This is a genomic window from Cupriavidus alkaliphilus, assembly GCF_900094595.1.
In the GTDB taxonomy this organism is placed as follows: Bacteria; Pseudomonadota; Gammaproteobacteria; order Burkholderiales; family Burkholderiaceae; genus Cupriavidus; species Cupriavidus alkaliphilus.
This window is the reverse complement of record NZ_FMAD01000007.1, coordinates 125006-151644: the sequence shown is the minus strand read 5'-3', so window position 1 is coordinate 151644 and position 26639 is coordinate 125006. Positions and strand designations below refer to the sequence as shown.

At 69.0% G+C, this 26639-nt stretch carries 23 protein-coding genes and 1 tRNA gene; 18 read left to right on the top strand and 6 right to left on the bottom strand.

What is annotated here, in order from left to right:
• Positions 1–77 precede the first annotated feature (77 nt).
• Positions 78–896: an RNA methyltransferase gene (locus GA0116996_RS16395; RefSeq protein WP_425248315.1), complete on the top strand. Its 819-nt coding sequence runs from the start codon at positions 78–80 to the stop codon at positions 894–896.
• Positions 897–1199: 303 nt separating this feature from the next.
• Positions 1200–1943: a serine O-acetyltransferase gene (gene cysE / locus GA0116996_RS16390; protein WP_092314140.1), complete on the top strand. Its 744-nt coding sequence runs from the start codon at positions 1200–1202 to the stop codon at positions 1941–1943.
• Between the two features lie 35 nt (positions 1944–1978).
• On the opposite strand, the gene GA0116996_RS16385 is transcribed toward cysE, so the two are convergent.
• From GA0116996_RS16385 to GA0116996_RS16370, 4 genes are all read right to left on the bottom strand, one after another.
• Positions 1979–2776, bottom strand: a complete 798-nt coding sequence (locus GA0116996_RS16385) for a UDP-2,3-diacylglucosamine diphosphatase (protein ID WP_092313735.1) — start codon at positions 2774–2776, stop codon at positions 1979–1981.
• Positions 2777–2842: 66 nt separating this feature from the next.
• Complete coding sequence (locus GA0116996_RS16380) at positions 2843–3343, bottom strand: peptidylprolyl isomerase (protein WP_012352488.1); 501 nt, start codon at positions 3341–3343, stop codon at positions 2843–2845.
• A 22-nt stretch (positions 3344–3365) separates the two neighbouring features.
• Complete coding sequence (locus tag GA0116996_RS16375) at positions 3366–3950, bottom strand: peptidylprolyl isomerase (protein ID WP_092313732.1); 585 nt, start codon at positions 3948–3950, stop codon at positions 3366–3368.
• Positions 3951–4020: 70 nt separating this feature from the next.
• Positions 4021–4755 (bottom strand): tetratricopeptide repeat protein, encoded by a 735-nt coding sequence (locus GA0116996_RS16370; RefSeq protein ID WP_092313729.1) that lies wholly within the window; start codon positions 4753–4755, stop codon positions 4021–4023.
• A 250-nt stretch (positions 4756–5005) separates the two neighbouring features.
• On the opposite strand from GA0116996_RS16370, the gene cysS reads away from it, so the two are divergent.
• The 10 genes from cysS to GA0116996_RS16320 all read left to right on the top strand — a co-directional run bounded on the left by cysS (position 5006) and on the right by GA0116996_RS16320 (position 18152).
• The gene (cysS, locus tag GA0116996_RS16365; protein WP_092313726.1) at positions 5006–6397 is read left to right on the top strand and encodes a cysteine--tRNA ligase; all 1392 of its coding nucleotides are present in this window, start codon (positions 5006–5008) and stop codon (positions 6395–6397) included.
• The gene (locus GA0116996_RS16360; protein WP_092313723.1) at positions 6394–7236 is read left to right on the top strand and encodes a DNA-3-methyladenine glycosylase family protein; all 843 of its coding nucleotides are present in this window, start codon (positions 6394–6396) and stop codon (positions 7234–7236) included. The genes cysS and GA0116996_RS16360 overlap by 4 nt, the downstream gene beginning before the upstream one ends.
• A 115-nt stretch (positions 7237–7351) precedes the next feature.
• Positions 7352–8323 carry an acetyl-CoA carboxylase carboxyltransferase subunit alpha gene (locus tag GA0116996_RS16355; protein WP_025582220.1) on the top strand — a complete coding sequence of 324 codons (972 nt, stop codon included), beginning with the start codon at positions 7352–7354 and terminating at the stop codon, positions 8321–8323.
• A complete protein-coding gene (tilS, locus tag GA0116996_RS16350; protein WP_354674125.1) occupies positions 8289–9743 on the top strand; it encodes a tRNA lysidine(34) synthetase TilS in 1455 nt (484 codons plus the stop codon). The genes GA0116996_RS16355 and tilS overlap by 35 nt, the downstream gene beginning before the upstream one ends.
• A 146-nt stretch (positions 9744–9889) precedes the next feature.
• The gene (locus GA0116996_RS16345) at positions 9890–11143 is read left to right on the top strand and encodes an aspartate kinase (RefSeq protein ID WP_092313717.1); all 1254 of its coding nucleotides are present in this window, start codon (positions 9890–9892) and stop codon (positions 11141–11143) included.
• A gap of 129 nt (positions 11144–11272) precedes the next feature.
• Positions 11273–11366 (top strand) — tRNA-Ser (locus GA0116996_RS16340).
• A gap of 280 nt (positions 11367–11646) precedes the next feature.
• On the top strand, positions 11647–12576 hold the full coding sequence (locus GA0116996_RS16335) for an adenylate/guanylate cyclase domain-containing protein (protein ID WP_092314138.1): 930 nt from the start codon (positions 11647–11649) through the stop codon (positions 12574–12576).
• A gap of 217 nt (positions 12577–12793) precedes the next feature.
• Entirely contained in the window at positions 12794–16297 is a 3504-nt protein-coding gene (locus tag GA0116996_RS16330) for a pyruvate carboxylase (RefSeq protein WP_092313714.1), read from the top strand.
• Between the two features lie 271 nt (positions 16298–16568).
• Entirely contained in the window at positions 16569–17144 is a 576-nt protein-coding gene (locus GA0116996_RS16325; RefSeq protein ID WP_092313711.1) for an acyloxyacyl hydrolase, read from the top strand.
• Between the two features lie 132 nt (positions 17145–17276).
• Positions 17277–18152: a pirin family protein gene (locus GA0116996_RS16320; RefSeq protein WP_092313708.1), complete on the top strand. Its 876-nt coding sequence runs from the start codon at positions 17277–17279 to the stop codon at positions 18150–18152.
• 51 nt (positions 18153–18203) lie between these two features.
• Here GA0116996_RS16320 and GA0116996_RS16315 read toward each other — a convergent pair whose 3' ends face one another.
• Together GA0116996_RS16315 and GA0116996_RS16310 are read right to left on the bottom strand one after the other, a co-directional pair.
• On the bottom strand, positions 18204–18602 hold the full coding sequence (locus GA0116996_RS16315) for a Zn-ribbon domain-containing OB-fold protein (protein WP_092313705.1): 399 nt from the start codon (positions 18600–18602) through the stop codon (positions 18204–18206).
• Positions 18603–18619: 17 nt separating this feature from the next.
• Positions 18620–19786: a thiolase domain-containing protein gene (locus tag GA0116996_RS16310; protein WP_092313702.1), complete on the bottom strand. Its 1167-nt coding sequence runs from the start codon at positions 19784–19786 to the stop codon at positions 18620–18622.
• Positions 19787–20025: 239 nt separating this feature from the next.
• Here GA0116996_RS16310 and GA0116996_RS16305 point away from each other — a divergent pair, with 239 nt between their 5' ends.
• The 6 genes from GA0116996_RS16305 (at position 20026) to GA0116996_RS16280 (ending at position 26553) form a co-directional block, all read left to right on the top strand.
• Positions 20026–20784: an IclR family transcriptional regulator gene (locus GA0116996_RS16305; RefSeq protein WP_092313699.1), complete on the top strand. Its 759-nt coding sequence runs from the start codon at positions 20026–20028 to the stop codon at positions 20782–20784.
• A 184-nt stretch (positions 20785–20968) separates the two neighbouring features.
• Positions 20969–22606: an ABC transporter substrate-binding protein gene (locus GA0116996_RS16300; RefSeq protein WP_092313696.1), complete on the top strand. Its 1638-nt coding sequence runs from the start codon at positions 20969–20971 to the stop codon at positions 22604–22606.
• 39 nt (positions 22607–22645) lie between these two features.
• A complete protein-coding gene (locus GA0116996_RS16295; protein WP_012352504.1) occupies positions 22646–23617 on the top strand; it encodes an ABC transporter permease in 972 nt (323 codons plus the stop codon).
• A gap of 59 nt (positions 23618–23676) precedes the next feature.
• Positions 23677–24624, top strand: coding sequence for an ABC transporter permease (locus tag GA0116996_RS16290; RefSeq protein WP_092313693.1), 948 nt, complete (start codon positions 23677–23679; stop codon positions 24622–24624).
• 10 nt (positions 24625–24634) lie between these two features.
• Positions 24635–25597 (top strand): ABC transporter ATP-binding protein, encoded by a 963-nt coding sequence (locus GA0116996_RS16285; RefSeq protein WP_092313690.1) that lies wholly within the window; start codon positions 24635–24637, stop codon positions 25595–25597.
• Positions 25594–26553, top strand: coding sequence for an ABC transporter ATP-binding protein (locus GA0116996_RS16280; protein WP_092313687.1), 960 nt, complete (start codon positions 25594–25596; stop codon positions 26551–26553). The genes GA0116996_RS16285 and GA0116996_RS16280 overlap by 4 nt, the downstream gene beginning before the upstream one ends.
• The last annotated feature ends 86 nt before the right edge of the window (positions 26554–26639 follow it).

The window sequence follows — 26639 nt, the reverse complement described above, 5'->3', positions numbered from 1 at the left end:
CTTCGCAAATGTGTCGCGAACGTCTCGCGGGCATGCATAAACCTGGCGCCGCGCCAAAGAAGAACCCCGAATTGTATATGAACCCGGCAATTGATACGAGCCAGCCCGCCACCCCCACGTCAGGCGGGGATGCCTTCGGCCGCGTGCGCTTCGTGCTGGTGGAAACCAGCCATCCCGGCAACGTCGGCTCGGTGGCGCGGGCCATCAAGACCATGGGCTTTGGCAGCCTGGTGCTGGTCTCGCCGCGCGAGCCCGAGGTGCTGCGGCATCCCGACGCCGTGGCCATGGCCAGCGGCGCCGACGACGTGCTGGCCGCCGCCGTGATCGTCGACCAGGTCGACGCGGCCCTGGCCGGGGCCGCGCTGACCGTGGCCATGACCGCGCGCCAGCGCGAGTTCGGACCGCCGCGGCTGCTGCCGCGCGCCGCCGCCGCGCGTGCGCGCCAGACCCTGTCCGGCAGCGGCGACGTGGCGTTCGTGTTCGGCAACGAGCGCTATGGCCTGCCCAACGAGGTGGTGGAGCGCTGCAACGCGGTGACCCATATCCCGGCCAATCCCGCCTATACCTCGCTGAACCTGGCGCAGGCGGTGCAGCTGGTCGCCTACGAGATGCGGCTGGCGCTGCTGGAGGCCGCCCCGGACGCGGGCGCCAATATCGGCTATGCTGGCGAGCCGGCCACGGCCGAACAGGTCGAGGCCATGTTCGGCCACCTGCAGACCGGACTGGAGGCGATCGGCTTTCTCGATCCTTCCAATCCTCGCAAGCTGATGACCCGGCTGCGCCGTCTGCTGGCGCGCAGCGGCCTCGAGCGCGAGGAAGTGAACATCCTGCGCGGCATCGCCAAGCACATGCTGATTGCCGCGCAGAACCAGTCGGGCCCTCAGGCCGACCGGTGACAGGAGCAAGGGATCGTGGCAGCAACCCGTAGCGATGCGATGTGGGACCAGAGCGGTGCATGCCGAGGCGGCGTGGCCGGGAGTCCTGCCGGCGCGGGTGGCCGCAGGCCCGGTCGATGTTGATCGCAGCATCGCAGCAATTTCCCTGGCGGATCAGGGGCCAATCGCCGGCGCCGCAAGGCGGCCCGGCAAATCCCTTACACTCCTGATCCTCTTCACCGGCCCCCGACCGCGCCGGCGACCCTGCCCCGGGCCCTGGCCCGCGTGGCGTGGCGCACGGTGCGGCACCACGACACGACCAAGATGTTCTCTCGCCTGAAGGAAGATATCGACACCATCATGCTGCGCGATCCCGCCGCGCGCAGCCGCCTGGAAGTCCTGACCTGCTATCCGGGCCTGCACGCAGTGCTGCTGCACCGGCTGGCGCACGCGTGCTGGCGCGCGGGCTGGCACTGGCTGGGCCGCTGGATTTCGCACTGGTCGCGCTTCTTCACCGGCATCGAGATCCATCCGGCGGCGACGCTGGGCCGGCGCGTGTTCATCGACCACGGCATGGGGGTGGTCATCGGCGAGACCGCACAGATCGGCGACGACTGCACCATCTACCAGGGCGTGACGCTGGGCGGCACGTCGCTGTACAAGGGGCAGAAGCGGCATCCGACCCTTGGTGTCGGCGTGGTGGTCAGCGCGGGCGCCAAGGTGCTGGGCGGATTCGAGGTGGGCGACGGCGCGCGCGTGGGTTCCAACGCGGTGGTGCTCAAGCCGGTGCCGCCGGGCGCGACCGCGGTCGGCATCCCGGCCCGCATCATCCTGCCGGATGCGCCGTCGGTGCAGCAGGGTGCGAAGCAGGAGTTCTCGGCCTACGGCATCACGCCGAATGCCGACGATCCGGTGTCGCTGGCGCTCAAGAGCCTGATCGACAATGCCGCGCTCCAGCACGACCGCATCGAGGCCGTGCTGGCTGCGCTCGACCGGCTCGGCGAACACCTGGAGAACACGCCGAACGACCCGTTCGATGCCAGCGAGCTGCGCAAGCTGATGAAGTAACGGCGCGAGGGAACGGGCGAGCGGGCCGGCGCCGTTCAGTCGGTCTGCGGCAGCAGCCGGAAGCCGTCCTGGTCCAGCTGCAGCACGGCGGCGCGCGGATGCGCGCCGTCCAGGTCCCAGTCGGTCAGGACCCAGCGCACGCCTGCGCCTTCCTCGTGGCGCGCCGGGCGATGGGTATGGCCATGGACCATCAGCGACGCGCCGGCGGCGCCCAGCAACTCGGCCGCCGCCGCGGGGGCCACATCACCATAGACCACCGGTACCGCCGCGCCGGCGCTGCGCTGCCTGGCGCGGTTGCCTTCGCTGTCCGCGCGCAGCTTGCGCGCGACGGCCAGGCGCGCGCGCAGTGGCAGCGCCAGGAACACGCGCTGCACCCAGCGCTTGCGGGTCCAGCGGCGAAAGCGGTTGTAGCGTTCGTCGTCGATGCACAGCATGTCGCCGTGGCTCAGCACCACGCGCTGGCTGGCGCAGTGGATCACGGTGGGGTCGGCCAGCAGCGTGGCGCCGGCGGCGCCGGCGAAGCGGCGGCCCAGCAGGAAGTCGCGGTTGCCGTGCATCAGGTACACCGCCACGCCGCGCGCGGCCAGTGCGCGCAGCGCCAGCGCCACGCGTTGCGCGAACGGCGCCTCGGTTTCTTCGTCGCCGACCCAGAATTCAAAGAAGTCGCCCAGGATGAACAGCGCGCGCGCCTGCGTGGCGGCGCGCTCGAGCGTGCGCTCGAAGGCCGCCAGCGTGCGCGGCATGCCGGGCGTGAGATGCAGGTCTGAAATGAACCACGCCGGCGCCTGTACCTCGAGGGGACCGGCCACCGGCGTGTGGGAGATTGCGGTCATGCGTGGTGTCGGGAGGGAAAGGCCGGCACGCGGGCGCGCACGGTACCGCAATCGGCGGGCATCGGCTTATTCGACGACGACGGCCTTCTCGATCACCACGTCTTCCAGCGGCACGTCCTGGTGGAAGCCCGAGCTGCCGGTGCGCACGCCCTTGATCTGCTCGACCACATCGGTGCCGTCGACCACCTTGCCGAACACGGCATAGCCGAAGCCCTGCGGGGTCGGCGACGAGAAGTTGAGGAAGTCGTTGTCGACCACGTTGATGAAGAACTGCGCGGTGGCCGAGTGCGGCGCATTGGTGCGCGCCATCGCCACGGTGTAGCGGTCGTTCTTCAGGCCGTTGCCGGCTTCGTTCTCGATCGGGGCGTCGGTGTCCTTCTGCTTCATGCCGGGCTCGAAGCCGCCGCCCTGGATCATGAAGTTCTTGATCACACGGTGGAAGATGGTGTTGTCGTAGTGGCCCTTGCGGACATACGACAGGAAGTTCTCAACCGTTTTCGGGGCCTTTTCGGCGTCGAGTTCCAGGGTGATCACACCCTTGTTGGTCTGCAGCTGTACCTTGGACATGGCGGTTTCCTCTGTTCGGTAATTATTTGACGACGGTGGCCGACTCGATCACGATCGGCGCGGCCGGCACATTGCGCATCGGGCCGTAGGCCGTGGTCGGCACGGCCTTGATCTTGTCGATCGTGTCCATGCCTTCCACCACCTTGCCGAAGACGGCATAGCCATTGCCGTCCGGCTGCGGGTAGTCGAGATTCGGATTATCCACCACATTGACGAAGAACTGCGCGGCGGCCGAATCCGGGTTGCTGGTGCGCGCCATGGCAACCGTGCCGGCCTTGTTCTTCAGGCCGCTGCGGGCTTCCAGCGGGATCGGCGCGCGCGTGGGCTTTTCCTTCATGTCGCGGTCGAAGCCGCCGCCCTGCACCATGAAGCCGTTGATCACGCGGTGGAAGATGGTGCCACTGTAGAAGCCGCTCTTCACATATTCCAGGAAGTTCGCGACGGTCTTGGGTGCGGCCTCGGGATAGAGCTCGACCGTGAACTTGCCGGCGCTGGTGACGAACTGGACGCGCTCGGCGGCCTTCTGCTGGGCCAGCGCGCTGAACGAAGACAGCGCGAGGGCGCCTGCGGCCAGGCCGGCAATGACGATGCGACGGGAACGGATCATGAAGGGAACTCCGGTAAGTCGGGATGGACACGGCCCGGGCGTGCCGCGCCGGGCCTGCGGATGAATGCTGTCAGTTGGCCGCGGGGGCGCTGGCCGGCGCCTGGCGCCCGCCCGGAGCCGCCTTGCGGCCGGTGGCCGCGGGTGCGGCCGGTTTCGGTGGCGCTGCCACGGCGGAAGCCGGGGCCAGCTGGCGCAGGCCGGCACTGGCGCGGGCATCGCCGGGATTGCGGCGCAGTGCTTCGGTGTAGGCCTGCTCGGCCAGGCGGCGGTAGACGTCGCCCAGGTTGGTGTAGCCGACCGCGAAGGCGGGCTTGACCTCGGTGGCCAGCAGCAGTTCGGCTTCGGCGCGCTTCAGGTCGCCGCGCTTGGCATAGAGCAGCGCGAGGTTGTTGTGCGGCTCGGGCAGCTCCGGAAAGTCCTGCGCCATCTCGCTGAAGGCCTGGATCGCTTCGTCCTCGCGGCCGGCCTGGGCCAGCGCCCAGGCGCGCTGGAAGCGGGCCTGCGCATTGCGCGGGTTAGCGGCGAGCACGCGGTCGAAGCCCTTGATGGCGTCCTCGTAGCGGCGCGCGTTGGCGGCTTGCTGGGCCTCGCCCATGCCCGGGTCGGTCGACTGGATGCCGCCGACCGGCGAGGTCGGCACCGCCAGCGACAGCGGGCCGTTCTGCGCGGACGCGGGGCCCGCCAGCGCCGCGGCCAGGGCCAGCAGCGGCAGGACAGTGCGGGATCCGCGCCGGCGCGCGCGTGCAGCGCAGGCAGCGGAGGCAGCGGAGGCAGCGGAAAGCGGGGAGGGCAGCGGCAGGCTCATTGAGGACGGGTCCGTTATACTCCGCGGCATTCTAGCAAAGCGGCAAGTGCGGCACGAAGGCGATGCCGTGGCGGCCAGGCGTGCGGTGTCGATGTCTGACGTGCGTGCGCGCCGGCCGGCCGGGCCGCGGGTCCGACTCGCGCACCGCCTTCCGGTAAGATATGGGGCGCGACGGCATTGCGCCAGCAGCGCCGTTCGCGCTGCCTGCCGTGTGGAACCGGCAGACTCCTCTCACCACTCACTTCGTTTCATGCAGCCCCTCAACATCTACAACACGCTCGCGCGTGAGAAACAGCCATTCGTGCCAATCGAACCCGGCAAGGTCCGCATGTATGTGTGCGGCATGACCGTGTACGACTATTGTCACGTCGGCCACGCGCGCGTGATGGTGGTGTTCGACATGGTGCACCGGTGGCTGCGCGCCGCCGGCTACGAGGTGACGTATGTGCAGAACATCACCGATATCGACGACAAGATCATCCGCCGCTCGGTCGAGAACGGCGAGACCATCGGCGAGCTGACCACGCGCTTCATCCAGTACATGCACGAGGACGCCGCCGCGCTGGGCGTGATCCGTCCCGACCACGAGCCGCGCGCCACCGACTACGTGCCGCAGATGCTCGACATGATCGGCAAGCTCGAGGCCAGGGGCCTGGCCTACCAGGCCAGCGACGGCGACGTGAATTACTCGGTGCGCAAGTTCGACGGCTACGGCAAGCTGTCCGGCAAGTCGCTGGAAGACCTGCGTGCCGGCGAGCGCGTCAGCGCCAACGATGCCAAGCAGGACCCGCTCGACTTCGTGCTGTGGAAGTCCGCCAAGGCCGGCGAGCCGCCCGAGAGCAAGTGGGACTCGAAGTGGGGCGCCGGTCGCCCGGGCTGGCACATTGAATGCTCTGCGATGAGCTGCGCGCTGCTGGGCGAGCATTTCGACATCCATGGCGGCGGGGCCGACCTGCAGTTCCCGCACCACGAGAACGAAATCGCGCAGTCCGAAGGCGCCAGCGGCAAGCCCTTCGTCAACCTGTGGATGCACAACGGCTTCGTGCGCATCAACGACGAGAAAATGTCCAAGTCGCTTGGCAATTTTTTCACCATCCGCGAGGTGCTGAAGGCGTACGACGCCGAGGTCGTGCGCTTCTTCATCCTGCGCGCGCACTACCGCAGCCCGCTGAACTACAGCGACGCGCACCTGGACGATGCGCGCCACGCGCTGACGCGCCTGTACACGGCGCTCAAGGACAGCCAGCCGGGCGGCTGCGCGGTGGACTGGGACGAGCCGCACGCGAAGCGCTTTGCCGAGGCCATGGGCGACGACTTCAATACGCCGATCGCGATGTCGGTGCTGTTCGACCTTGCCAGCGAGATCAACCGCACCGGCTCGACCGCGGCCGCGCGCCAGCTCAAGGGGCTGGCCGGCACGCTGGGCCTGCTCGAGCGTGACCCGCATACCTTCCTGCAGGGCGGCGGCAAGACCGACGACGGCCCGGCGCCGGCCGAGATCGAGCGGCTGATCGCGGCGCGCAAGGCCGCCAAGGCCGAGCGCAATTTCGCCGAGGCGGACCGCATCCGCGCGCAGCTGCTGGAAGCGGGCATCGTGCTGGAAGACAAGCCGGGCGGTGCCACCGAGTGGAGGCGTGCTTGAACGCTGCCGCGCGCAAGCCCGCCACCGCCACGCCGCCCGCCGCCGCGGGCCGGGCGAAGGCGGCCGGCCCGCGCCCGGCCAAGGCCGGCGCCAGGGAAGCGCCGCTGCCCGACGGCAAGGACACCGGCGTGCGGCCCGCGGCCAAGGCCACGCGCAACGCCAAGGCCGTGTTGCCCGAGGCGCAGGCAGTGCCGCTGCCGGTCGAGACCGTGGCCGACGCGGTGCGACCCGCCTACTGGGACGAGGCTTGCGCGGACCTGATGAAGCGCGACCGCATCCTGCGCAAGATGATTCCGACCTACGGCCCGGCGCACCTGATCTCGCGTGGCGATCCGTTCGTCACGCTGGCGCGCGCGGTGGTGGGGCAGCAGATCTCGGTCAAGGCGGCGCAGTCGGTGTGGGAACGGCTGCATGCGGTGTGCCCGCGGCTGGCGCCGGCGCAGTTCCTGCGCGCCGGCACCGAAAAGCTGGCGGGCTGCGGCGTGTCCAAGCGCAAGGCGGAATACCTGATCGACCTGGCCGGGCATTTCAAGGCCGGCACCGTTCATGTCGCCCAGTGGGCGCAGATGGACGACGAGGCCGTGATCGCCGAGCTGACGCAGATCCGCGGCATTGGCCGCTGGACCGCCGAGATGTTCCTGATGTTCAACCTGATGCGGCCCAATGTGCTGCCGCTCGACGACGTCGGCCTGATCAACGCCATTTCGACCAACTATTTCAGCGGCGAGCCGGTCACGCGCAGCGAGGCGCGCGAGGTGGCGGCCAACTGGGAACCGTGGCGCACGGTGGCAACCTGGTATATGTGGCGCAGCCTCGACCCGTTGCCTGTGACGTATTAAGCATCGCTACAACAAAATTTAACGGCGGGTGCAGTCCGGGCTATCTGGCAGGCGCTAAGATAGCGGCCAATTTCCGGTAGAATGCGCCCCTTCACAGACAGGTACGTGTGATTTTATGAAAACCACCTTCCTGGATTTTGAGCAGCCCATTGCCGAACTCGAGGCAAAGATCGAAGAACTGCGCTTCGTGCAGGACGATTCGGCTGTCGATATTTCCGAAGAGATTTCGCGGCTGGCCGGCAAGAGCCAGCAGCTGACCAAAGACATCTATGCCAACCTGACCCCGTGGCAGGTTGCGCAAATCGCCCGCCACCCCCAGCGCCCCTATACGCTGGACTACGTGCGCGAGATCTTTACCGATTTCCACGAACTGCACGGCGACCGCACCTTTGCCGACGACCTGTCGATCATCGGTGGCCTGGCGCGCTTCAATGGCCAGTCGTGCATGGTGATCGGGCACCAGAAGGGCCGCGACACGAAAGAGCGCGCCATGCGCAATTTCGGCATGCCCAAGCCCGAGGGCTACCGCAAGGCCAAGCGCCTGATGGAGCTGGCTGACAAGTTCGGGCTGCCGATCTTCACCTTCGTCGACACCCCGGGCGCGTTCCCCGGCATCGACGCCGAAGAGCGCGGACAGTCCGAGGCCATCGGCCACAACCTGTACGTGATGGCCGGCCTGAAGGTGCCGCTGATCGCCACCATCATCGGCGAGGGCGGTTCGGGCGGCGCGCTGGCGATTGCCGTGGGCGACGTGGTGCAGATGCTGCAGTTCGCCACCTACGCGGTGATCTCGCCGGAAGGCTGCGCCTCGATCCTGTGGAAGACCGCCGAGAAGGCGCCGGAAGCCGCCGAGGCGCTGGGCCTGACCGCGCACCGGCTGAAGGCGCTGGGCCTGATCGACAAGATCGTGAGCGAGCCGCTGGGCGGCGCGCACCGCGACTACAAGGGCATGGCGGCGCTGCTCAAGCGCTCGCTGGCCGAGTCGCTGCGCCAGTTCCAGGGCATGAGCGTGAAGGAGTTGCAGGCACGCCGCTACGAGCGCCTGCTGGCCTATGGCAAGTTCAAGGAAACCGGCGCCCAGGACTGACCCGTCCGCCCGGCTGACCGACAAGGTCGCACAGGCCCTGCAGGCCGGTGCGGCCTTTGTTGTTTCTGGCGGTGCCGCGGCGGGCGCGCCGACGGTCGCGGTGGCCCTGTCGGGCGGGCGCGACTCGGTCGCGCTGCTGCATGCCGCGCGCGCCGCGGTGGCGCAGGCGGGCGATGGCGCGCGCGTGGTGGCGCTGCATGTCCATCACGGCCTGCAGGCCGAGGCCGACGACTGGGACCGCTTCTGCGCCGCGCTGTGCGCGCAATGGCAGGTGGGCTATTTCGTGCGGCGCGTGTCGGTGCGGCCGGCGGCGGGCGAGGGCGTCGAGGCGGCCGCGCGCCGCGCGCGCTATGCCGCGCTGGCGGCGATGTGCGCCGATAGCGGCGCGCGCCTGCTGCTGTTCGCCCATCACCAGGACGACCAGGTCGAGACCGTGCTGCTGCGGCTGTTCCGCGGCGCCGGCGTGGCAGGCATGGCGGGCATGCCTGCCATGCGCCCGCTGGATCCGCGCAGCGGCGTGATGCTGCTGCGCCCGTGGCTCGATGTCCCGCGCGCCGGCATCGAGGCATACTGCGCCGCCCACGCGCTGCAGTGGGTCGACGACCCGTCCAATGCCGACGGCCGCTATGCGCGCAACGCCTTGCGTGCGCAACTGCCGGCCCTGCAGGCGGCCTTTCCCGCGCTGGCGGTCAATGTGGTGCAGGCGGCCGCGCATTTTGCCCAGGCCGGCGCGCTGATCGACCAGCTCGCCGCCAACACGCTGGCGACGCTGGCGCGTGCCGGCCGCGATGCCGACACGCTGTCCGAACTCGACCTGCCCGGCCTGCGCGCGCTGCCGGCGCCGCAGGCCGATGCGGTGCTGCGCCTGTGGCTGCGCGACCTCGGCGTGCGCGCCCCGTCCACCGCGCGGCTGGCGGCGATGCGCGAGCAACTGATTGCGCACGCCGGCGGCGAGCCGGCGATCGCGCATGAAGGCATGGTGCTGCGCCGCTTCCGCGAGCGCGTGCTGGCGTGCGTGCCGCCGCCGGCGGTGGCGCCTGCGCCGGTGCTGCTGGACTGGCGCGGCGAGGCCCGCATCGTCGTGCCCGCCTGGCGCGGCGAACTCCGTTTCTTCCGCGACGACACCTTCGGCGTGCCCGAAGCCGTGTTGCGGCAGCCCTTGCGCCTGGCCGCGCGCAGCGGCGGCGAGCGCATCGTGCTGCGCCCCGGCGGCCCGGCCCGGGCGCTGAAGCAAGCCTGCCAGGAGGCCGGCATCCCGGCCTGGCGCCGGGCCTGGCTGCCGCTGTTGTGGGCCGGCGACACGCTGGTGCTGGCCGCCGGACTGGGCATGCATCGCCGCTGGCCCGACGCCGCGCCGGCGCCGCGCTGGTGCGTGGCGTGGCATCCGCACGCGCCGGCGCAGGCGATGCCGCCGCGCTGATCTCGCCGAGACGAGGTCCGCCGCGCGGTCCGATAGCCGCCGGCATCACATCCGATCTGCCGCGCTTAGTCCCCGTGCGCCTTGCCTGACCGGGCTGCTTCGTGTATTTTCAAGGGCTTTGCACAATCGCTGGCGTCGACAAGAAGATGGCTCTCATCGTTCACAAATACGGCGGCACTTCGATGGGTTCCACGGAACGCATCAAGAATGTCGCCAAGCGCGTGGCCAAGTGGCACCGCGCCGGTCACCGCGTAGTCGTGGTGCCTTCGGCCATGTCGGGCGAGACCAATCGCCTGCTGGGACTCGCCAAGGAAATTTCGCCCCAGCCCAATCCGCGTGAACTGGACATGCTCGCCTCCACCGGCGAACAGGCCAGCGTGGCGCTGCTGGCGATCGCGCTGCACGGCGAGGACATCGACGCCGTCAGCTACACCGGCTGGCAGGTTCCGGTGAAGACCGATTCGTCCTACACCAAGGCCCGCATCGAATCGATCGACGACGAGCGCATCCTGGCCGACCTCGACGCCGGCCGCGTGGTGGTGATCACCGGCTTCCAGGGCATCGACGACGACGGCAACATCACCACGCTGGGCCGCGGCGGCTCGGACACCTCGGCCGTGGCCATTGCCGCCGCGATCGAGGCCGACGAGTGCCTGATCTACACCGACGTCGACGGCGTCTACACCACCGATCCGCGCGTGGTCGAGGACGCCCGCCGCCTGGACCAGATCACCTTCGAGGAAATGCTGGAAATGGCCAGCCTGGGCTCCAAGGTGCTGCAGATCCGCTCGGTGGAGTTCGCCGGCAAGTACCGCGTCAAGACCCGCGTGCTGTCGTCGCTGACCGACCCGCTTATGCCGCTCGAGCAGGAAATGCACTCGGGCACGCTGATCACTTTTGAGGAAGAAGACTCCACCATGGAAGCCGCTGTCATCTCCGGCATCGCCTTTGCCCGCGACGAAGCCAAGATCACCGTCCTGGGCGTGCCCGACAAGCCCGGCATCGCCTACCAGATCCTGGGCCCGGTCGCCGACGCCAATATCGACGTCGACATGATCATCCAGAACCAGTCCGTCGACGGCAAGACCGACTTCACCTTCACCGTGCCGCGCGGCGAGTACCAGCGCGCGCTGGCCATCCTGAACGATGGCGTGAAGGCGCACATCGGCGCCGGCAGCGTGTCGGGCGACCCCAAGGTGTCGAAGGTGTCGGTGGTGGGCGTGGGCATGCGCTCGCACGTCGGCATCGCCAGCAAGATGTTCCGCACGCTGTCGGAAGAGGGCATCAACATCCAGATGATCTCCACCTCGGAAATCAAGATCTCGGTGCTGATCGACGAGAAGTACATGGAACTGGCCGTGCGCGCGCTGCACAAGGCCTTCGAACTGGAACAGGCGTGATCCGTTCGTGAGCTTTTCTGGCGGGGCCGCAAAATTTGTGTTGAGTCATCGATTTTTCATTGACCAACCCCGGCGGCATCGCTAGAATACGCGCTTCGTTGTGTGGCTCCCTCACACAACGCAAGTTTGGGAGACGTGGCCGAGAGGTCGAAGGCACTCCCCTGCTAAGGGAGCATCCGGGCCAAAACCTGGATCGAGGGTTCGAATCCCTCCGTCTCCGCCAATGACAACCGTCCTTGGCGGCGGAACCCCGGAAGATCGCGGTCTTCCGGGGTTTTGTTTTTTGGGCGCCCCGCAGGGCGCATCCCGCCACATCGGCAATCCGTTCGCGTTGCCTTGCGCCGCTCACCCGATGCGTGCGCCGATCTCCTTGCCTTCCTCGTCCGGCGCGCTCCAGATTCATATTGAGCATCGGCTTTGCCGGTGCCAGAATTCCCAGCATGCGGAAGCGCGGCGCCGGCAGCTGGCCGGATCGCCGCGCGGGGATGGCGGGACGGATCGGGATGCACATGGACCGGGAACTGCTGCACCAGGCGTCGGAGGGTTCGGTACTGTTCGCGGATGTCAGCGGCAGTACGCGGCTCTATGAACGGGCGGGCAACGCGGCCGCCCTTGCCGCGGTCGGCCGTTGCATCGGCGCGATGAAATCCTGTTCCGAGGCCTCGCAAGGCCGGCTGGTCAAGACCATCGGCGACGAGGTGATGGTGCTGTTTCCCTGCGCCGAGCAGGCGCTGCAGGCGGCATTGGACATACAGCGGGCGGTTGCCGAGCTGCCGCCCGTGGCCGGCTTCACCATGTCGTCCCATATCGGCTTTCACCATGGCCCGATCCTGTCGGACGCGTCCGGCGATGTCTTCGGCGATGCCGTGAACCTGGCCGCACGGCTGTCCGGGCTCGCCGCGCGCGGACAGATCATCACCAGCAAGGACGCGGTCGCGGACCTGCCCGCGCCGCTGCGCCAGATGACGCGCTACCTGTACCCGATCCACGTGCGCGGCAGGGCGCAGCCGGTGGAGCTGTACGAGGCGATCTGGCAGCAGGCCACCGACCTGACCCTGATCGCGGGATTCAAGGAGCCGCTGTCGCATGCCGCGTTCCTCACCTTGCGCTATCGGGACACCGTGGTCGAGATGAACGCCGTCTCGGCGCCGGTGACCATCGGGCGGGACGCCGGCATGACCATCGTGGTGTCGGACCGTCTCGCGTCGCGCTTCCAGGCCATGGCCGAGCCGCGCGCCGGCAGGTATGTCCTGATCGACAGAAGCTCGAATGGCACCCATGTCTGCATGGATGGGGCCGAGCCATTCATTTTGCGCCGCGACGAGGTCACGCTGAGGGGGCACGGCTGGATCGGGTTTGGCCAATGGACGGGGCCGAGCGCGGAATGCATCGAATTCGCCCTGCAGGTCGACAAGACCGGCGCGGCCCGATAGCTGCAATGCGCGTGAAAACGGCCGGGAATTTCAGTTTTGAATTCCATGTGTGCCCGGCGACGTTGAAAATCCGCTTGTAAATCAACAAGCGGGGCGATGGCTCGCTTCTTGCGCCCATGCGGGTACAGGCGCATGCTGGTTCCCGCCTGTGCCCCGCCATTCCCCCTCACCCGACTTTCCGTGGCCACCGCGCACGGAGGGACATTTTCTTGCCGCCATGGACTACCGCCCGATCCAATCCCTGCTGATTGCCAACCGCTCCGAGATCGCGATCCGCGTCATGCGCGCGGCCGCCGAGATGAATGTGCGCACGGTGGCGATCTATTCGAAGGAAGACCGCCTCGCGCTGCATCGCTTCAAGGCCGACGAGAGCTACCTGGTCGGCGCGGGCAAGAAGCCGCTGGCGGCCTATCTCGATATCGACGACATCCTGCGCATTGCGCGGCAGGCCGGGGTCGACGCGATCCATCCGGGCTATGGCTTCCTGTCGGAGAACCCCGAGTTCGCGCAGGCCGTGATCGATGCCGGCATCCGCTGGATCGGCCCGTTGCCGGAGGTGATGCGCAAGCTCGGCAACAAGGTCGCGGCGCGCAACGCGGCGATCGCCGCGGGCGTGCCGGTGATGCCGGCTACCGAGCCGTTGCCGCATGACCTGGACGCGTGCAAGCGCCTGGCCGCCGGCATCGGCTATCCGCTGATGCTGAAGGCGAGCTGGGGCGGCGGCGGGCGCGGCATGCGCGTGCTGGAGAGCGAGCAGGACCTGGAAGGCGCGCTCGCGGCGGCGCGGCGCGAGGCGCTGGCGGCGTTCGGCAACGACGAGGTCTACGTCGAGAAGCTGGTGCGCAACGCGCGCCATGTCGAAGTGCAGGTGCTGGGCGACACCCACGGCAACCTGGTGCATCTGTACGAGCGCGACTGCACCGTGCAGCGGCGCAACCAAAAGGTGGTCGAGCGCGCGCCGGCGCCGTATCTCGACGATGCCGGCCGCAGCGCACTGTGCGAGTCGGCGCTGCGGCTGATGCGCGCGGTCGGCTACACCCATGCCGGCACGGTCGAGTTCCTGATGGATGCCGACTCGGGCCAGTTCTACTTCATCGAAGTCAACCCGCGCATCCAGGTCGAGCATACCGTCACCGAGATGGTCACCGGCATCGATATCGTCAAGGCGCAGATCCGCATCACCGAGGGCGGCCATATCGGCATGACCGAGAACACGCGCGATGCCGACGGCAAGATCGTAGTGCGCGCCGCGGGCGTGCCGGTCCAGCAGGATATCCATCTGAACGGCCACGCGCTGCAATGCCGGATCACCACCGAGGATCCGGAAAACGGTTTCCTGCCGGACTACGGCCGCCTGACCGCGTATCGCAGCGCCGCCGGCTTCGGCGTGCGGCTCGATGCCGGCACCGCCTATGGCGGCGCGGTGATCACGCCGTACTACGACTCGCTGCTGGTCAAGGTCACCACCTGGGCGCCGACCGCGCCGGAATCGATGCGGCGCATGGACCGGGCGCTGCGCGAGTTCCGCATCCGCGGCGTCGCGTCCAACCTGCAGTTCCTCGAGAACGTCATCAACCATCCCGCGTTCCGCTCGGGTGACGTCACCACCCGCTTTATCGACAAGACCCCGGAACTGCTGGCCTTTGCCCGGCGCCAGGATCGCGCCACCAAGCTGCTGCGCTACCTGGGCGAGGTCAGCGTCAACGGGCACCCGGAGCTGAGCGGACGCGTGCTGCCGACGCTGCCGCTGCCCGCGCCGGTGCTGCCGGCGATCGACACCAGCGCTGCGCTGCCGTACGGCACGCGCGACCGGCTGCGCGAACTGGGCGCCGAGAAGTTCTCGCGCTGGATGCTGGAACAGAAGCGGGTGCTGCTGACCGACACCACTATGCGCGACGCGCACCAGTCGCTGTTCGCCACGCGCATGCGCACCGCCGACATGCTGCCGATCGCGCCGTTCTATGCGCGCGAGCTGTCGCAGCTGTTTTCGCTGGAGTGCTGGGGCGGCGCCACCTTCGATGTGGCGCTGCGCTTCCTGAAGGAAGACCCGTGGCAGCGCCTGGAGCAGTTGCGCGAGCGCGTGCCCAACGTGTTGTTCCAGATGCTGCTGCGCGGCTCCAACGCGGTGGGCTACACCAACTATGCCGACAACGTGGTGCGCTTCTTCGTGCGCCAGGCGGCCAGCGCCGGCGTCGACCTGTTCCGCGTGTTCGATTCGCTCAACTGGGTGCGCAATATGCGCGTGGCGATCGATGCGGTGGGAGAAAGCGGCGCGCTGTGCGAAGGCGCGATCTGCTATACCGGCGACCTGTTCGACCCGAAGCGCTCCAAGTACGACCTGAAGTACTACGTCGGCATCGCGCGCGAGCTGCAGCAGGCCGGCGTGCATGTGCTGGGCATCAAGGACATGGCCGGCATCTGCCGGCCGCAGGCGGCCGCGGCGCTGGTCCGGGCGCTCAAGGAAGAGACCGGGCTGCCGGTGCATTTCCACACGCACGACACCAGCGGCATCTCGGCCGCGTCGGCGCTGGCCGCGATCGAGGCGGGCTGCGATGCGGTCGACGGCGCGCTCGACGCGATGAGCGGGCTGACCTCGCAACCCAACCTGTCGAGCATCGCCGCGGCGCTGGCGGGCAGCGAGCGCGACCCGGGCCTGGACCTGGAGCGCCTGCACGAGGCGTCGATGTACTGGGAAGGGGTGCGTCGCTACTACGCGCCGTTCGAATCCGAGATCCGCGCCGGCACCGCCGACGTCTATCGCCACGAGATGCCGGGCGGCCAGTACACCAACCTGCGCGAGCAGGCGCGCTCGCTCGGCATCGAGCACCGCTGGACCGAGGTCTCGCGCGCCTACGCCGAGGTCAACCGGATGTTCGGCGACATCGTCAAGGTCACGCCGACCTCCAAGGTGGTCGGCGACCTGGCGCTGATGATGGTGGCCAACGACCTGAGCGCCGCCGACGTGTGCGATCCGGGCAAGGAGATCGCCTTCCCGGAATCGGTGGTGTCGCTGTTCCGGGGTGAGCTGGGTTTCCCGCCCGACGGCTTCCCGGCGGCGCTGTCGCGCAAGGTGCTGCGCGGCGAGCCGCCGGCGCCGTACCGGCCCGGCGAACAGATCGCGCCGGTCGACCTCGACGCGGCCCGCGCCGCGGGCGCGGCGGCGTGCGAGCAGCCGCTCGACGACCGCCAGCTGGCCTCGTACCTGATGTATCCCAAGCAGGCCGCCGAGTACCACGCGCATGTGCGCCAGCACAGCGATACCTCGGTGGTGCCCACGCCGGCCTACCTGTACGGGCTGCAGCCGCAGGAAGAGGTGGCGATCGACATCGAGCCCGGCAAGACCCTGCTGGTGTCGCTGCAGGGCACCCATCCCGATGCCGACGAAGGCAAGATCAAGGTCCAGTTCGAGCTGAACGGGCAGTCGCGCACCACGCTGGTCGAACAGCGCAGCACCGCGCAGGCCGCGGCCGCGCGCCAGGGCCGGGCGGTGGCCGAGCCGGACAACCCGCTGCATATTGCCGCGCCGATGCCGGGCTCGATCGTGACGGTGGCGGTGCAGCCCGGCCAGCGCGTGGCCGCGGGCACCACGCTGCTGGCGCTGGAGGCGATGAAGATGGAGACCCATATCGCCGCGGACCGGGATTGCGAGATCGCGGCGGTGCATGTGAAGGCGGGCGATCGGGTGGCGGCGAAGGACCTGCTGGTCGAACTGAAGGACTGACCCGGGCAGCCCGACACGCCGCTGCGCCAGAGCCAGCCCTGCGCAAAACCCCGGAAGACCACGGTCTTTCCGGGGTTTTTGCTTGGCTGCGCAGCAGCCAGGCCGCCATGCATCGCTTCCCCTGGCGCGCATCGCAATATTGTTCCTGCAATGAAACACTGTGTTTGCCTGACGGAGGCTTCTGCAATCTCAAAGCGCTGCTATCGTGTCGAGCCGTGATCAAAAGAAAGCGGTGGCGCGTCGATTTCGCAGGCGCGCCCGACATAGACGGATGTCAGTGAAGAAAAACACATTGTCAGGGGGGCTGCCGCGCGCGGCTCTGGTGTCGATTACGGCCGGCCTGCTGGCGCTGCCGTCCGCCGCCGGCGCCGCGGCATTCTCGATGCAGGCGGGCTATGGGCGCGACAACCGGCACGGCGTGGAGAAATACGAAGTGGCGGCGCGCTGGGACGAGATCGTGCAGTGGCAGCTGTCGAGCCGGCTGGCGCTGGCGCTGGACGGCGAGGTCAACATTGCCAACTGGCGTGCGCTGTCGTCGCGGCCGTCGAGCCAGCTGACCGAGTTCGGCGTGTCGCCGATCTTCCGGCTCAGCTATGCGGGGGAGTACGCCACGCCGTTCGTCGAGGCCTCGGTGGGCCTGCGCGTGCTGACCCACACCGAGATTGCCGGCGGCCACCGCATGGGCTCGGCGTTCCAGTTTTCCGACATGATCGGCGTCGGCGTCGCCTTCGGCAAGGCGCAGCGGCTGACGATCGGCTACCGCTTCCAGCACCTGTCCAATGCCGGGATCCAGGACCCGAATCCGGGCACCAACTTCAGCATGGGATACGTGCGCTACCGCTTCTGAGCGCTGGCGGCATCGTTCCAGCGGCAGGACGCTGCATCGCAATCCCGCCGCCTACCGCGCCCTGGCCGCGGCACCTATCATCGCTTCATGGATCATTGCCGGCCCGCGTGGCCGGCATTCTCGGAGATCGACATGAAGCGCATTCTGGGTGTCTACAGCGCACCGCGTCCGCACTGGGTCGGGGATGGTTTCCCGGTGCGTTCGATGTTCTCGTACACCAGCCACGGCAAGCAGCTGAGCCCGTTCCTGCTGCTCGACTACGCCGGCCCGGCCGACTTCACGCCGACGCAGCGTCCGCGCGGGGTGGGCCAGCATCCGCACCGCGGCTTCGAGACCGTGACCATCGTCTACAAGGGCGAGGTCGCGCATCGCGACTCGACCGGGCAGGGCGGGGTCATCGGTCCGGGCGACGTGCAATGGATGACGGCGGGCGCCGGCATCCTGCATGAAGAGTTCCATTCGCCCGCCTTTACGCAAAGCGGCGGCGCGCTGGAGATGGTGCAGCTGTGGGTCAACCTTCCGGCGCGCGACAAGATGGCCGCGCCGGGCTACCAGGCCATCGTCGACCGCGACATCCCGGCAGTGCCGATGCCCGACGGCGCCGGCACGGTGCGCGTGATCGCCGGCGAATACGAAGGCAAGCGCGGCCCCGCACGCACCTTTACGCCGATGCATGTGTGGGACATGCGCCTGAACCAGGGCGCCGGCACGCGCGTGGCGCTGCCCGAGGGCTGGCATACCGCGCTGGTGGTGCTGCGCGGCAAGGTCACGGTCAACGCCGAGGCCACCGTGCGCGATGCCGAGATGGTGGTGCTGGATGGCGCCGGCGATGCGGTCAGCATCGAGGCCGGCACCGATGCGGTGGTGCTGCTGCTCAGCGGCGAGCCGATCGACGAGCCCATTGTCGGCCACGGCCCGTTCGTGATGAACACCGAGGCGGAGATTGCCGAGGCGTTCCGCGACTTCAGCAGCGGCCGCTTCGGCAGCATGGCCGCGGGACGGCAGTAGGCCACCGCCCGCACTCAGCCGGCACGTCGCCGGCTGACTGCCGCGCCCGCCTCAGGCGAGCGCGAAGGTCGGCACCGGTGCGCCGCCGTCGCTGGGCGAGAACCTGACCTGCACCTTCTGGCCGATCCGCACCGTGTCGAGATCGCAGTCGACGATATGGGTCATCATGGTCACGCCTTCTTCCAGCTTCACGTAGGCGATGCAGAACGGGTTGGGGCCGGCGCGGCGCGTCACGCTGTAGGTGTAGATGGTGCCGCGGCCGCTGGCCTGCTTCCAGGAGGTGGTGCCCATGCAGAACGGGCACAGCACGCGCGGGTACCAGTGCGGCTTGCCGCAGTCGTCGCAGACCTTGACCAGCAGCTTGCCCTCGCGCGCGGCCTGCCAGAACGGCAGGTTGTCGGGCTGTTCGTCGGGCGCCTTGTAGACGGCTGGGATGTGTGGGGTCGTCATGTCAGTGCTCCGGCGCTTTATTCACGTTCAAGGATCAGGGTGGCGCTGCCGTGGCGCGAGCCCAGGTAGCCGCCGGTGCCTTGCGCCAGCGCGAGGTCGCAGTTGGCGACCTGCACCGCGGGATGGGCCTCGCCGCGCAGCTGGCGCACGGCTTCGATGACCTTGGTGATGCCGCCGCGGTTGGCCGGGTGGTTGTTGCACAGGCCGCCGCCATCGGTATTGAACGGCAGCTTGCCGACGCCCGAGATCAGGTTGCCGTCGGCGACGAACCTGCCGCCTTCGCCCTTCTTGCAGAAGCCCAGGTCTTCCAGCTGCATCAGCACGGTGATGGTGAAGCTGTCGTAGATCGACGCGTACTTGATGTCGGCCGGGGTCACGCCCGCTTCGGCAAACGCCGTCGCGCCCGAGAAGCGCGCGCCGGACCAGCTCAGGTCGACTTCGCCGCCGAGCTGGCCCTTGATGTATTCGCCGGCCCCGCGGATCTTCACCTTGGGCCGCTGCAGCGTCGCGGCGATTTCCGGACGCGCCACCACCAGCGCGCCGCCGCCGTCGGAGACCACGCAGCAGTCCAGCTTGTGCAGCGGATCCGAGATCATCGGCGAGTCCAGCACGTCTTCGACCGTGACCACGTCGCGCAGCATGGCGTGGGGGTTGTGCTGGGCGTGGTGCGACGCCGCTACCTTGACCCAGGCGAGCTGCTCGGCGGTGGTGCCGTACTCGTGCATATGGCGCATCGCCGCCATCGCGTACAGGTTGACCGTGACCGGGCTGAACGGGCTTTCGAACGGCAGGTCGGGCAGGTTGGCGCCCCAGTTGCGCGCCTGCGTGCCGGTGGAGCCTTCCGAGCGCGGCCGGCCCGCGAGCGTGATCAGCGCGACGTTGCACTTGCCGGCGGCGATCGCCTGCGCGGCGTGCGAGACATGGACCAGGTAGGCGGAGCCGCCCGTATCGGTCGAATCCACATGGCGCACCTTCAGGCCGAGGTAGTCGACCATGTTGACCGCGCCCAGCCCGGGCGCGTCGCCGGCGCAGAAATAGCCGTCGACGTCGGCCAGGGTCAGGCCGGCGTCCTGCAGCGCGCCCTTGGCGCTCTCGGCGTGCAGTTGTGCCACGGTCTTGTCGGGTGCCTTGCGGGTCGGATGCTCGTAGGCCCCGACGATGTAGGCCTTGCCGTTGATGCTCATCTGTTCTCCTTCGGTGCGTCAGGTGGTGCCAGCGCGAGGGCGGGGCGATGCTGGCACGGCGATCCCGAGAGTATTGCGTAGCTTGCCCGCCGGGTTGTATTCGGAAGTGCCGAAGGGTGTATTCGGTCCGGGCGGGGATGCTGCGATCCAGGCCTGGCGCGAGGCACTTGCAGCGCGAACGATTGCGGCGACCGCTACAATCTGCGCTGGATATTTCTGAATCTAGACGAAAAGGATCGATGACCTACATCGTTGAAGCGGTGGACGAGGCCCTGGGCCTGCTGATGCTGGTGGCCGAGCACCCATCGCTGGGCGTGACCGAGCTGGCACGGCGCGCCGGGCTGACCAAGGCGCGCGCGTTCCGGCTGCTGACCACGCTCGAGCATCGCGGCCTGATCGCGCGCGAGTCGTCGGCGGCGGTCTACAAGCTCAGCTACAACGCGCTGCTGGTGGGCAATGCCGCGCGCGAACAGTTCGACCTGGTCAAGCTGGTGGGCCCGCGGCTGGCGGCGATTGGCGCGGCCTGTGGCGAGAACGTGATCGTGCGCGTGCGCGACGGGCTCGAATCCGTGTGCGTGGCGCGGCACGAGTCGACGCAATCGGTGCGGGTGCATACCGAGATCGGCAACCGGCGGCCGCTGCATGTGGGGGCTTCCGGCAAGCTGCTGCTGGCCTTCGCCGCACCCGAGGTGTTGGAGGCGGTGCTGGCGCAACAGCTGGAACGCTTCACCGCCAAAACCATCATCGAGCCGCAGGCGTTGCGCGAGGAACTGGCGACGATCCGGGCCGCCGGCTATGCCGTGTCGGTCGGCGAGCGCGATGCCGACGCCGTCTCTGCCGCCGCGCCGCTGCGCGACCACAGCGGCGCGGCGGTCGCGTCGCTGAGCATCGCCAGCCCGGCCAGCCGCACCACGCAGCAGGCGCTGGACAGCCATGTGGCGATGGTGGTGGCGGAGGCCGCCAACCTGTCGCGGGCACTCGGCTACACGGGCGGCTGAGCCCGGTACCGCGCGGCCACGTCCCGCGCACTTCCCGTCCCAAACGGCGCTTCGGCGCCGTTTTTTTTGCCTGTCGCCGGTCGCAGGGGTAAACCCTTCTTATCGGGACAGGCTTCGATGTCTTATCCTTCGATACGCGGTATCACTGAATGAAACAATGTATCGGGAAGCGAACCACCCCACCATGTCCAGCCCAGCCATCCACCTGGCGCCGCGCCTTGCCGCCGCCGTCCTGGCCACGCTTGCTGCCGCGGCGCTGCTTGCCGGCCCGAACGCCGCCCGGGCGGCCGACCTGCGCATCGGCTACAAGGCCGAGATCAGCGCCGCCGATCCCCATGTGCTCGACGCCGCCGGGCGCAACCTTTGGGGCCATGTCTACGAAACCCTGGTCGGACTGGACAACACGCTGCGTCCGGTGCCGCTGCTGGCCACCGCCTGGCGCCAGCTGGACGACCGCACCTGGGAGTTCCAGCTGCGTTCCGGCGTGCGCTTCAGCAATGGCGAGCCGTTTACCGCCGAGGACGCGCGCTACTCGATCGAGCGCGCCATGAAGCTGCCGGGCGCGCGCACCTTCCGCACCTACCTGAAGTCGGTGGCGGAGGTCGAGGTCACCGGGCCGCTGACGTTGCGCGTGCGCACGCGCTCGCCCAACCCGGTACTGCCGCAGAACGTGGGCATGGTGGCGATGCTGCCGCGCTCGCTGGGCGCGGGCGTGCGCGAAGCCGATTTCGCCCATGGCGGCGCCGCCATCGGCACCGGCCCGTACCGGCTGGTGGCGTGGGAGCATGGCCAGCAGCTGACGCTGTCGCGCAATCCGGGCTACTGGGGCGGGGCGCAGCCGTGGCAGCGGGTGGTGTTCCAGTTCATCCCGAAGGAGCCGGCGCGGGCCTCGGCGCTGCTGTCCGGGCTGGTGGACGTGATCGACGGCTCGTCGGCCAGCATTGCCGAGGCCTTTGCGCGCACCAACGGCCGCATCCGCATCGTCTCGGCCACCTCGTACATGCTGAACTACCTCCAGCTGGACCAGGCCCGCGCGGTCTCTCCCTATGTGCAGGACCACGCGGGCCAGCCGCTGGCGGCCAACCCGTTGCGCGACGTGCGGGTGCGGCAGGCGATCAGCCTGGCGATCGACCGCGACCTGATCGCGGCGCGCGTGACCAAGGGCGATTCCGTGCCGGCCGGGCAGATGGTGCCGCAGGGCTTCTTCGGCTTCGCCCCGGCGGTGCCGGCACCGCGCGCCGACGTGGAGCGGGCGCGCTGGCTGCTCGCGCAGGCCGGCTATCCGCAGGGCTTCCGCCTGACGCTGCATTGCCCCAACGACCGCTACCTGAACGACGCCAAGACCTGCGAGGCGGTCGGCCAGATGCTGACCCGCGCCGGCATCCGCACCGAGGTGCGCACGCTGCCGTATTCGGTCTATATCACCCGCGCCACCTCGGGCGGCGCCTGCGGCAAGCCGGAGTTCAGCGCCTTCCTGCTCGGCATCGGCGCGGTCAGCGGCGATTCGCTGGAGCCGCTGGTGGCGGTGGCGCATGCGCAGGACAAGGCCGCCGGCCTGGGCGCCAACAACCGCAGCGGCTATGCCAACGCAGCGGTCGACGACCTGATCGGGCAGGCCATGCGCACCATGGCACCGGCCCCGCGCGAGCTGGCCCAGCAGGAAGCGGCAGAGCGGCTGGCGGCCGACGCCGGCATCGTCCCCTTGCATCACCTGCGCGCCGCCTGGGCCTATCGCGACGGACTTGCGGTGCAGCCGCGCAGCGACGGCTTTACCTATGCCGGCAACATCCGCCCGGCGCCGCCGGCCGCGCCGCAACGCTGATCGCGCCAACCCGTATCCGCATCCCCACCGGCTTCTACCATGCTTGAAACCCTACTGAAACGGCTGCTGCAGAGCATCGCGGTGCTCTGGATCATGTCGGTGCTGACGTTCTGCGCGGTCAACCTGATCGGCGACCCGGTGCACCTGCTGGTCAGCCCCACCGCCACCGAGCAGGAGATCACCGAGGCACGCCATGCGCTCGGCCTGGACCTGCCGGTGCCGCAGCAATACCTGCGCTTCCTCGAGGGCGCGCTGCACGGCGACCTCGGCGACTCCTTCGTCTACAACCGGCCCGCGATCGAGCTGATCGTCAGCCGCGTGCCGGCCACGCTGGAACTGGCGGTGACGGCGCTGCTGCTGTCGCTGGGCATCGGCATCCCGATGGGCGTCTACGCCGGCCTGAAGCCGCACAGCCGGCTGGCGCGGATGCTGATGGCGGCCTCGCTCGGCGGCGTGATCATGCCGACCTTCTGGATCGGCATGATCGGCATCCTGGTGTTCTCGGTGAACCTGGGCTGGCTGCCGTCGGGCGGGCGCGGCCCGGTCAGCACGGTGCTGGGCGTGCCGCTGTCGGTGACCAGCTGGGAGGGCATCCGCTTCCTGCTGCTGCCGGCGCTGACCCTGTCGCTGTTCAAGATCTCGCTGGTGGCGCGGCTGACCGAGGCCGGCACGCGCGAGGTGGCGGGGCAGGAGTACATCAAGTTTGCCCGCGCCAAGGGCGTGGGCGGGGCGCGGCTGGTGCTGCGCCACGTGGTGCCCAACGTGCTGATCCCGATCGTGACCGTGGTCGGGCTGGAGTTCGGCCACCTGATCGCCTTCTCGGTAGTGACCGAGTCGGTGTTCTCGTGGCCCGGCATGGGCAAGCTGATCATCGATTCCGTGCTGGCGCTGGACCGCCCGGTGGTGGTGGCGTACCTGCTGGTCACGCTGCTGCTGTTCGTGGTGCTGAACCTGGTGGTCGACCTGCTGTACGTGGTGCTCGACCCGCGCCTGCGGCACAAGGCGGCCTAGCCCCGCCGCGTCCATTCCCCGCTATCGAAGACCGAATACCGAAGACCGAGACTGAACCGATGTCCCTGCCTCTATCCGAAAACGATGAAGCCGCTCCCGCGCTCCCCACGCTCGCCCCGGCGCCAGCCGCCGCGCCGCCGGCTCGACCTTCGCTGCTGCGGCGCTTCTGCGCCAACCGGGTCTCCGCCGCCGCGCTGGCATTGCTGCTGGTGCTGCTGCTGGTGGCCGTGCTGGCCCATGCGATCAGCCCGCAGAACCCCTATGACCTTGCCACGGTGTCGGTGATCGATTCCGAGCTGCCGCCGGGCAGCACGGGCTATGAAGGCCAGGCGCGCTACTGGCTCGGCACCGACGGCGCCGGGCGCGACCTGCTCAGCGCCATCTTCTACGGCATCCGCATCAGCGTGGGCGTGGGCGTGATCAGCGCGGTGGTGGCGCTGATGGTGGGCAGCGCGGTGGGGCTGGCCGCGGCCTACTTCGGCGGCGTGGTCGATGCCGCCATCATGCGCGTGGTCGACCTGCAGCTGAGCCTGCCGGCGGTGCTGGTGGCGCTGATCCTGCTGGCGGTGCTGGGGCAGGGCGTCGACAAGACCCTGCTGGCGCTGGTGATCGTGCAATGGGCCTACTTTGCCCGCACCGTGCGCGGCGCGGCGCAGGTGGAGCGGCGCAAGGAGTATGTCGAGGCCGCGCTGGGCCAGGGGCTGCCGGCGCTGCGCGTGATGTTCCGCCATATCCTGCCCAACTGCATGGCGCCGCTGGTGGTGACCGGCACGCTGCAGATCGCGCATGCGATCACGCTCGAGGCCACCATGAGCTTCCTCGGCATCGGCCTGCCGCGCACGCAGCCGTCGCTGGGCATGCTGATCGCCAACGGCTTCGAATACATGCTGTCGAACAAGTACTGGATCAGCGTATTTCCGGGCGTGGCCCTGGTGCTGCTGATCGGCTCGATCAACCTGGTGGGCGACCGCCTGCGCCGCGTGCTCAATCCGCGGCTGGAAGCGTAAGGAGCCCGGCATGGCACTACTGGAAGTTTCGGGCCTGAGCACCAGCTTCGCGTTCGCGCACGGAGCGGTGAAGGCGGTCGACGGCGTGTCGTTCACGCTGGAGCCGGGCGAGATCCTGGGGATCGTGGGCGAATCCGGCTCGGGCAAGTCGGTGACGGCGTTCTCGCTGATGAACCTGCTGGATCCGCCCGGGCGCGTCACCGGCGGCTCGGTGCGCTTCAACGGTCAGGAGCTGCTGGCGTGTTCGCCGCGCCAGTGGCAGGCGCTGCGCGGCGACCGCATCGCGATGGTGTTCCAGGACCCGATGATGTCGCTCAACCCCGTGATGCGCGTGGGCGAACAGCTCGCCGAGACCGTGCTGGTGCACCACCGCCGCACCCGCGCGCAGGCCCATGCGCAGGCGGTCGAGGCGCTGGCGCGGGTCGGCATTCCGGCGCCGCAGGAGCGCATGCGCGCCTATCCGCACGAGCTGTCCGGCGGCATGCGCCAGCGCGTGGCGATCGCCAACGCGCTGATCAACCGGCCCGACCTGATCATCGCCGACGAGCCCACCACCGCGCTCGACGTCACCATCCAGGCGCAAATCCTCTACGAGATGAAGCAACTGGTGCGCGAGACCGGCGCCGCCGCGATCTGGATCAGCCACGACCTTGCCGTGGTCAAGGACCTGGTCGACCGCGTTTGCGTGATGTACGCGGGCCGGGTGGTGGAGCAGGGGCCGGTCGCCGAACTGATCAGGCGGCCGCTGCATCCGTACACGCGCGGCCTGCTCGATTCGCTGCCGACCCCGGCGATGCGCGGCGCCACCCTGCGCGCGATCCCGGGCGCGGCGCCGGCACTGGCCGCGCTGCCGCCGGGCTGCGCCTTCGCGCCGCGCTGCCCGCGCGCGCGTCCCGCGTGCGCCCAGGTCCCTGTCGAAACCACTGTGCGCGGCCGCACGCTGCGCTGCTTTTATCCCCTGGAGGCGGCATGACGGTCATGCTCGAAGCGCACAACCTGCAGAAACGCTTTCTGCTCAAGCCCGGCCTGCTCGCGCGCATGGCCGGCAAGCCGGCGCAGGCGGTGCATGCCGTCAACGATGTCTCGCTGCAGGTGCGCCAGGGCGAGGTGCTGGGCGTGGTCGGCGAGTCCGGCTGCGGCAAGTCCACGCTGGGCCGCATGCTGGCCGGCCTGCTGCCGCAGACGGGCGGCGAGATCGCGTGGCAAGGCCAGCGCGCCGAGATCGCTTCCGCCGCCTATCACCGTGCGGTGCAGATGGTGTTCCAGAATCCCTATGCGTCGCTGAACCCGCGCCTGCGCATTGGCCAGGCCATCACCGAAGGCGCGGTCTACCACGGCCTGATCGAGCGCTCGCGCGCCGCCGCGGCCGCCGGCGAACTGCTGCAGCAGGTGGGACTCGATCGCGGCTATGCCGAGCGCTATCCGCACGAGTTCTCCGGCGGCCAGCGCCAGCGCGTGGCGATCGCGCGCGCGCTGGCGCTGCGCCCGCGCCTGCTGATCTGCGACGAGGCCGTCTCCGCGCTCGACGTCTCGGTGCAGGCGCAGATCATCAACCTGTTCATGCAGCTGCGGCGCGAGCACGCGCTGACCTATGTCTTCATCAGCCACAATCTGGCGGTGGTGGAGCATATGTCGGACCGCGTGGTGATCATGTACCTGGGCCGCATCGTCGAAAGCGGCCCGGCGCGCGAGGTGTTCGCCGCGCCCAACCATCCCTATACCCGCGCCTTGCTGGCCGACGCGCCGCGCCTGGGCGCCAGTCCGCCCGCGCACCAGCCGATCCGCGGCGAACTGCCCAGCCCGCTGGCGCCGCCGAGTGGCTGCGCCTTTCATCCGCGCTGCCCGCACGCGAACGCACGCTGCAAGACGCAGGTGCCGCTGCTGCGCGATATCGGCGGACGCCTGTCCGCCTGCCACCTGAATCACTAGATAGCCGCCGCCCGGCGCGGCCCGCTCACGCTCCCGATCGAACGAATCCGTCCCGCCTGCGCGGGATGGGCGGGTGCCTGCGCGCG

Bases quoted from the DNA above. Each gene is read 5' to 3' on its own strand.
- GA0116996_RS16355 (WP_025582220.1), top strand. From the start codon at position 7,352: ATGAAAACCACCTTCCTGGATTTTGAGCAGCCCATTGCCGAACTCGAG.
- GA0116996_RS16305 (WP_092313699.1), top strand. From the start codon at position 20,026: ATGACCTACATCGTTGAAGCGGTGGACGAGGCCCTGGGCCTGCTGATG.
- GA0116996_RS16335 (WP_092314138.1), top strand. From the start codon at position 11,647: ATGCACATGGACCGGGAACTGCTGCACCAGGCGTCGGAGGGTTCGGTA.
- GA0116996_RS16330 (WP_092313714.1), top strand. From the start codon at position 12,794: ATGGACTACCGCCCGATCCAATCCCTGCTGATTGCCAACCGCTCCGAG.
- GA0116996_RS16395 (WP_425248315.1), top strand. From the start codon at position 78: ATGAACCCGGCAATTGATACGAGCCAGCCCGCCACCCCCACGTCAGGC.
- cysE (WP_092314140.1), top strand. From the start codon at position 1,200: ATGTTCTCTCGCCTGAAGGAAGATATCGACACCATCATGCTGCGCGAT.
- GA0116996_RS16370 (WP_092313729.1), bottom strand. From the start codon at position 4,755: ATGAGCCTGCCGCTGCCCTCCCCGCTTTCCGCTGCCTCCGCTGCCTCC.
- GA0116996_RS16295 (WP_012352504.1), top strand. From the start codon at position 22,646: ATGCTTGAAACCCTACTGAAACGGCTGCTGCAGAGCATCGCGGTGCTC.
- tilS (WP_354674125.1), top strand. From the start codon at position 8,289: ATGGCAAGTTCAAGGAAACCGGCGCCCAGGACTGACCCGTCCGCCCGG.
- GA0116996_RS16290 (WP_092313693.1), top strand. From the start codon at position 23,677: ATGTCCCTGCCTCTATCCGAAAACGATGAAGCCGCTCCCGCGCTCCCC.
- GA0116996_RS16285 (WP_092313690.1), top strand. From the start codon at position 24,635: ATGGCACTACTGGAAGTTTCGGGCCTGAGCACCAGCTTCGCGTTCGCG.
- GA0116996_RS16345 (WP_092313717.1), top strand. From the start codon at position 9,890: ATGGCTCTCATCGTTCACAAATACGGCGGCACTTCGATGGGTTCCACG.
- GA0116996_RS16310 (WP_092313702.1), bottom strand. From the start codon at position 19,786: ATGAGCATCAACGGCAAGGCCTACATCGTCGGGGCCTACGAGCATCCG.
- GA0116996_RS16300 (WP_092313696.1), top strand. From the start codon at position 20,969: ATGTCCAGCCCAGCCATCCACCTGGCGCCGCGCCTTGCCGCCGCCGTC.
- GA0116996_RS16385 (WP_092313735.1), bottom strand. From the start codon at position 2,776: ATGACCGCAATCTCCCACACGCCGGTGGCCGGTCCCCTCGAGGTACAG.
- GA0116996_RS16375 (WP_092313732.1), bottom strand. From the start codon at position 3,950: ATGATCCGTTCCCGTCGCATCGTCATTGCCGGCCTGGCCGCAGGCGCC.
- GA0116996_RS16280 (WP_092313687.1), top strand. From the start codon at position 25,594: ATGACGGTCATGCTCGAAGCGCACAACCTGCAGAAACGCTTTCTGCTC.
- GA0116996_RS16320 (WP_092313708.1), top strand. From the start codon at position 17,277: ATGAAGCGCATTCTGGGTGTCTACAGCGCACCGCGTCCGCACTGGGTC.
- GA0116996_RS16325 (WP_092313711.1), top strand. From the start codon at position 16,569: ATGTCAGTGAAGAAAAACACATTGTCAGGGGGGCTGCCGCGCGCGGCT.
- GA0116996_RS16315 (WP_092313705.1), bottom strand. From the start codon at position 18,602: ATGACGACCCCACACATCCCAGCCGTCTACAAGGCGCCCGACGAACAG.
- GA0116996_RS16380 (WP_012352488.1), bottom strand. From the start codon at position 3,343: ATGTCCAAGGTACAGCTGCAGACCAACAAGGGTGTGATCACCCTGGAA.
- cysS (WP_092313726.1), top strand. From the start codon at position 5,006: ATGCAGCCCCTCAACATCTACAACACGCTCGCGCGTGAGAAACAGCCA.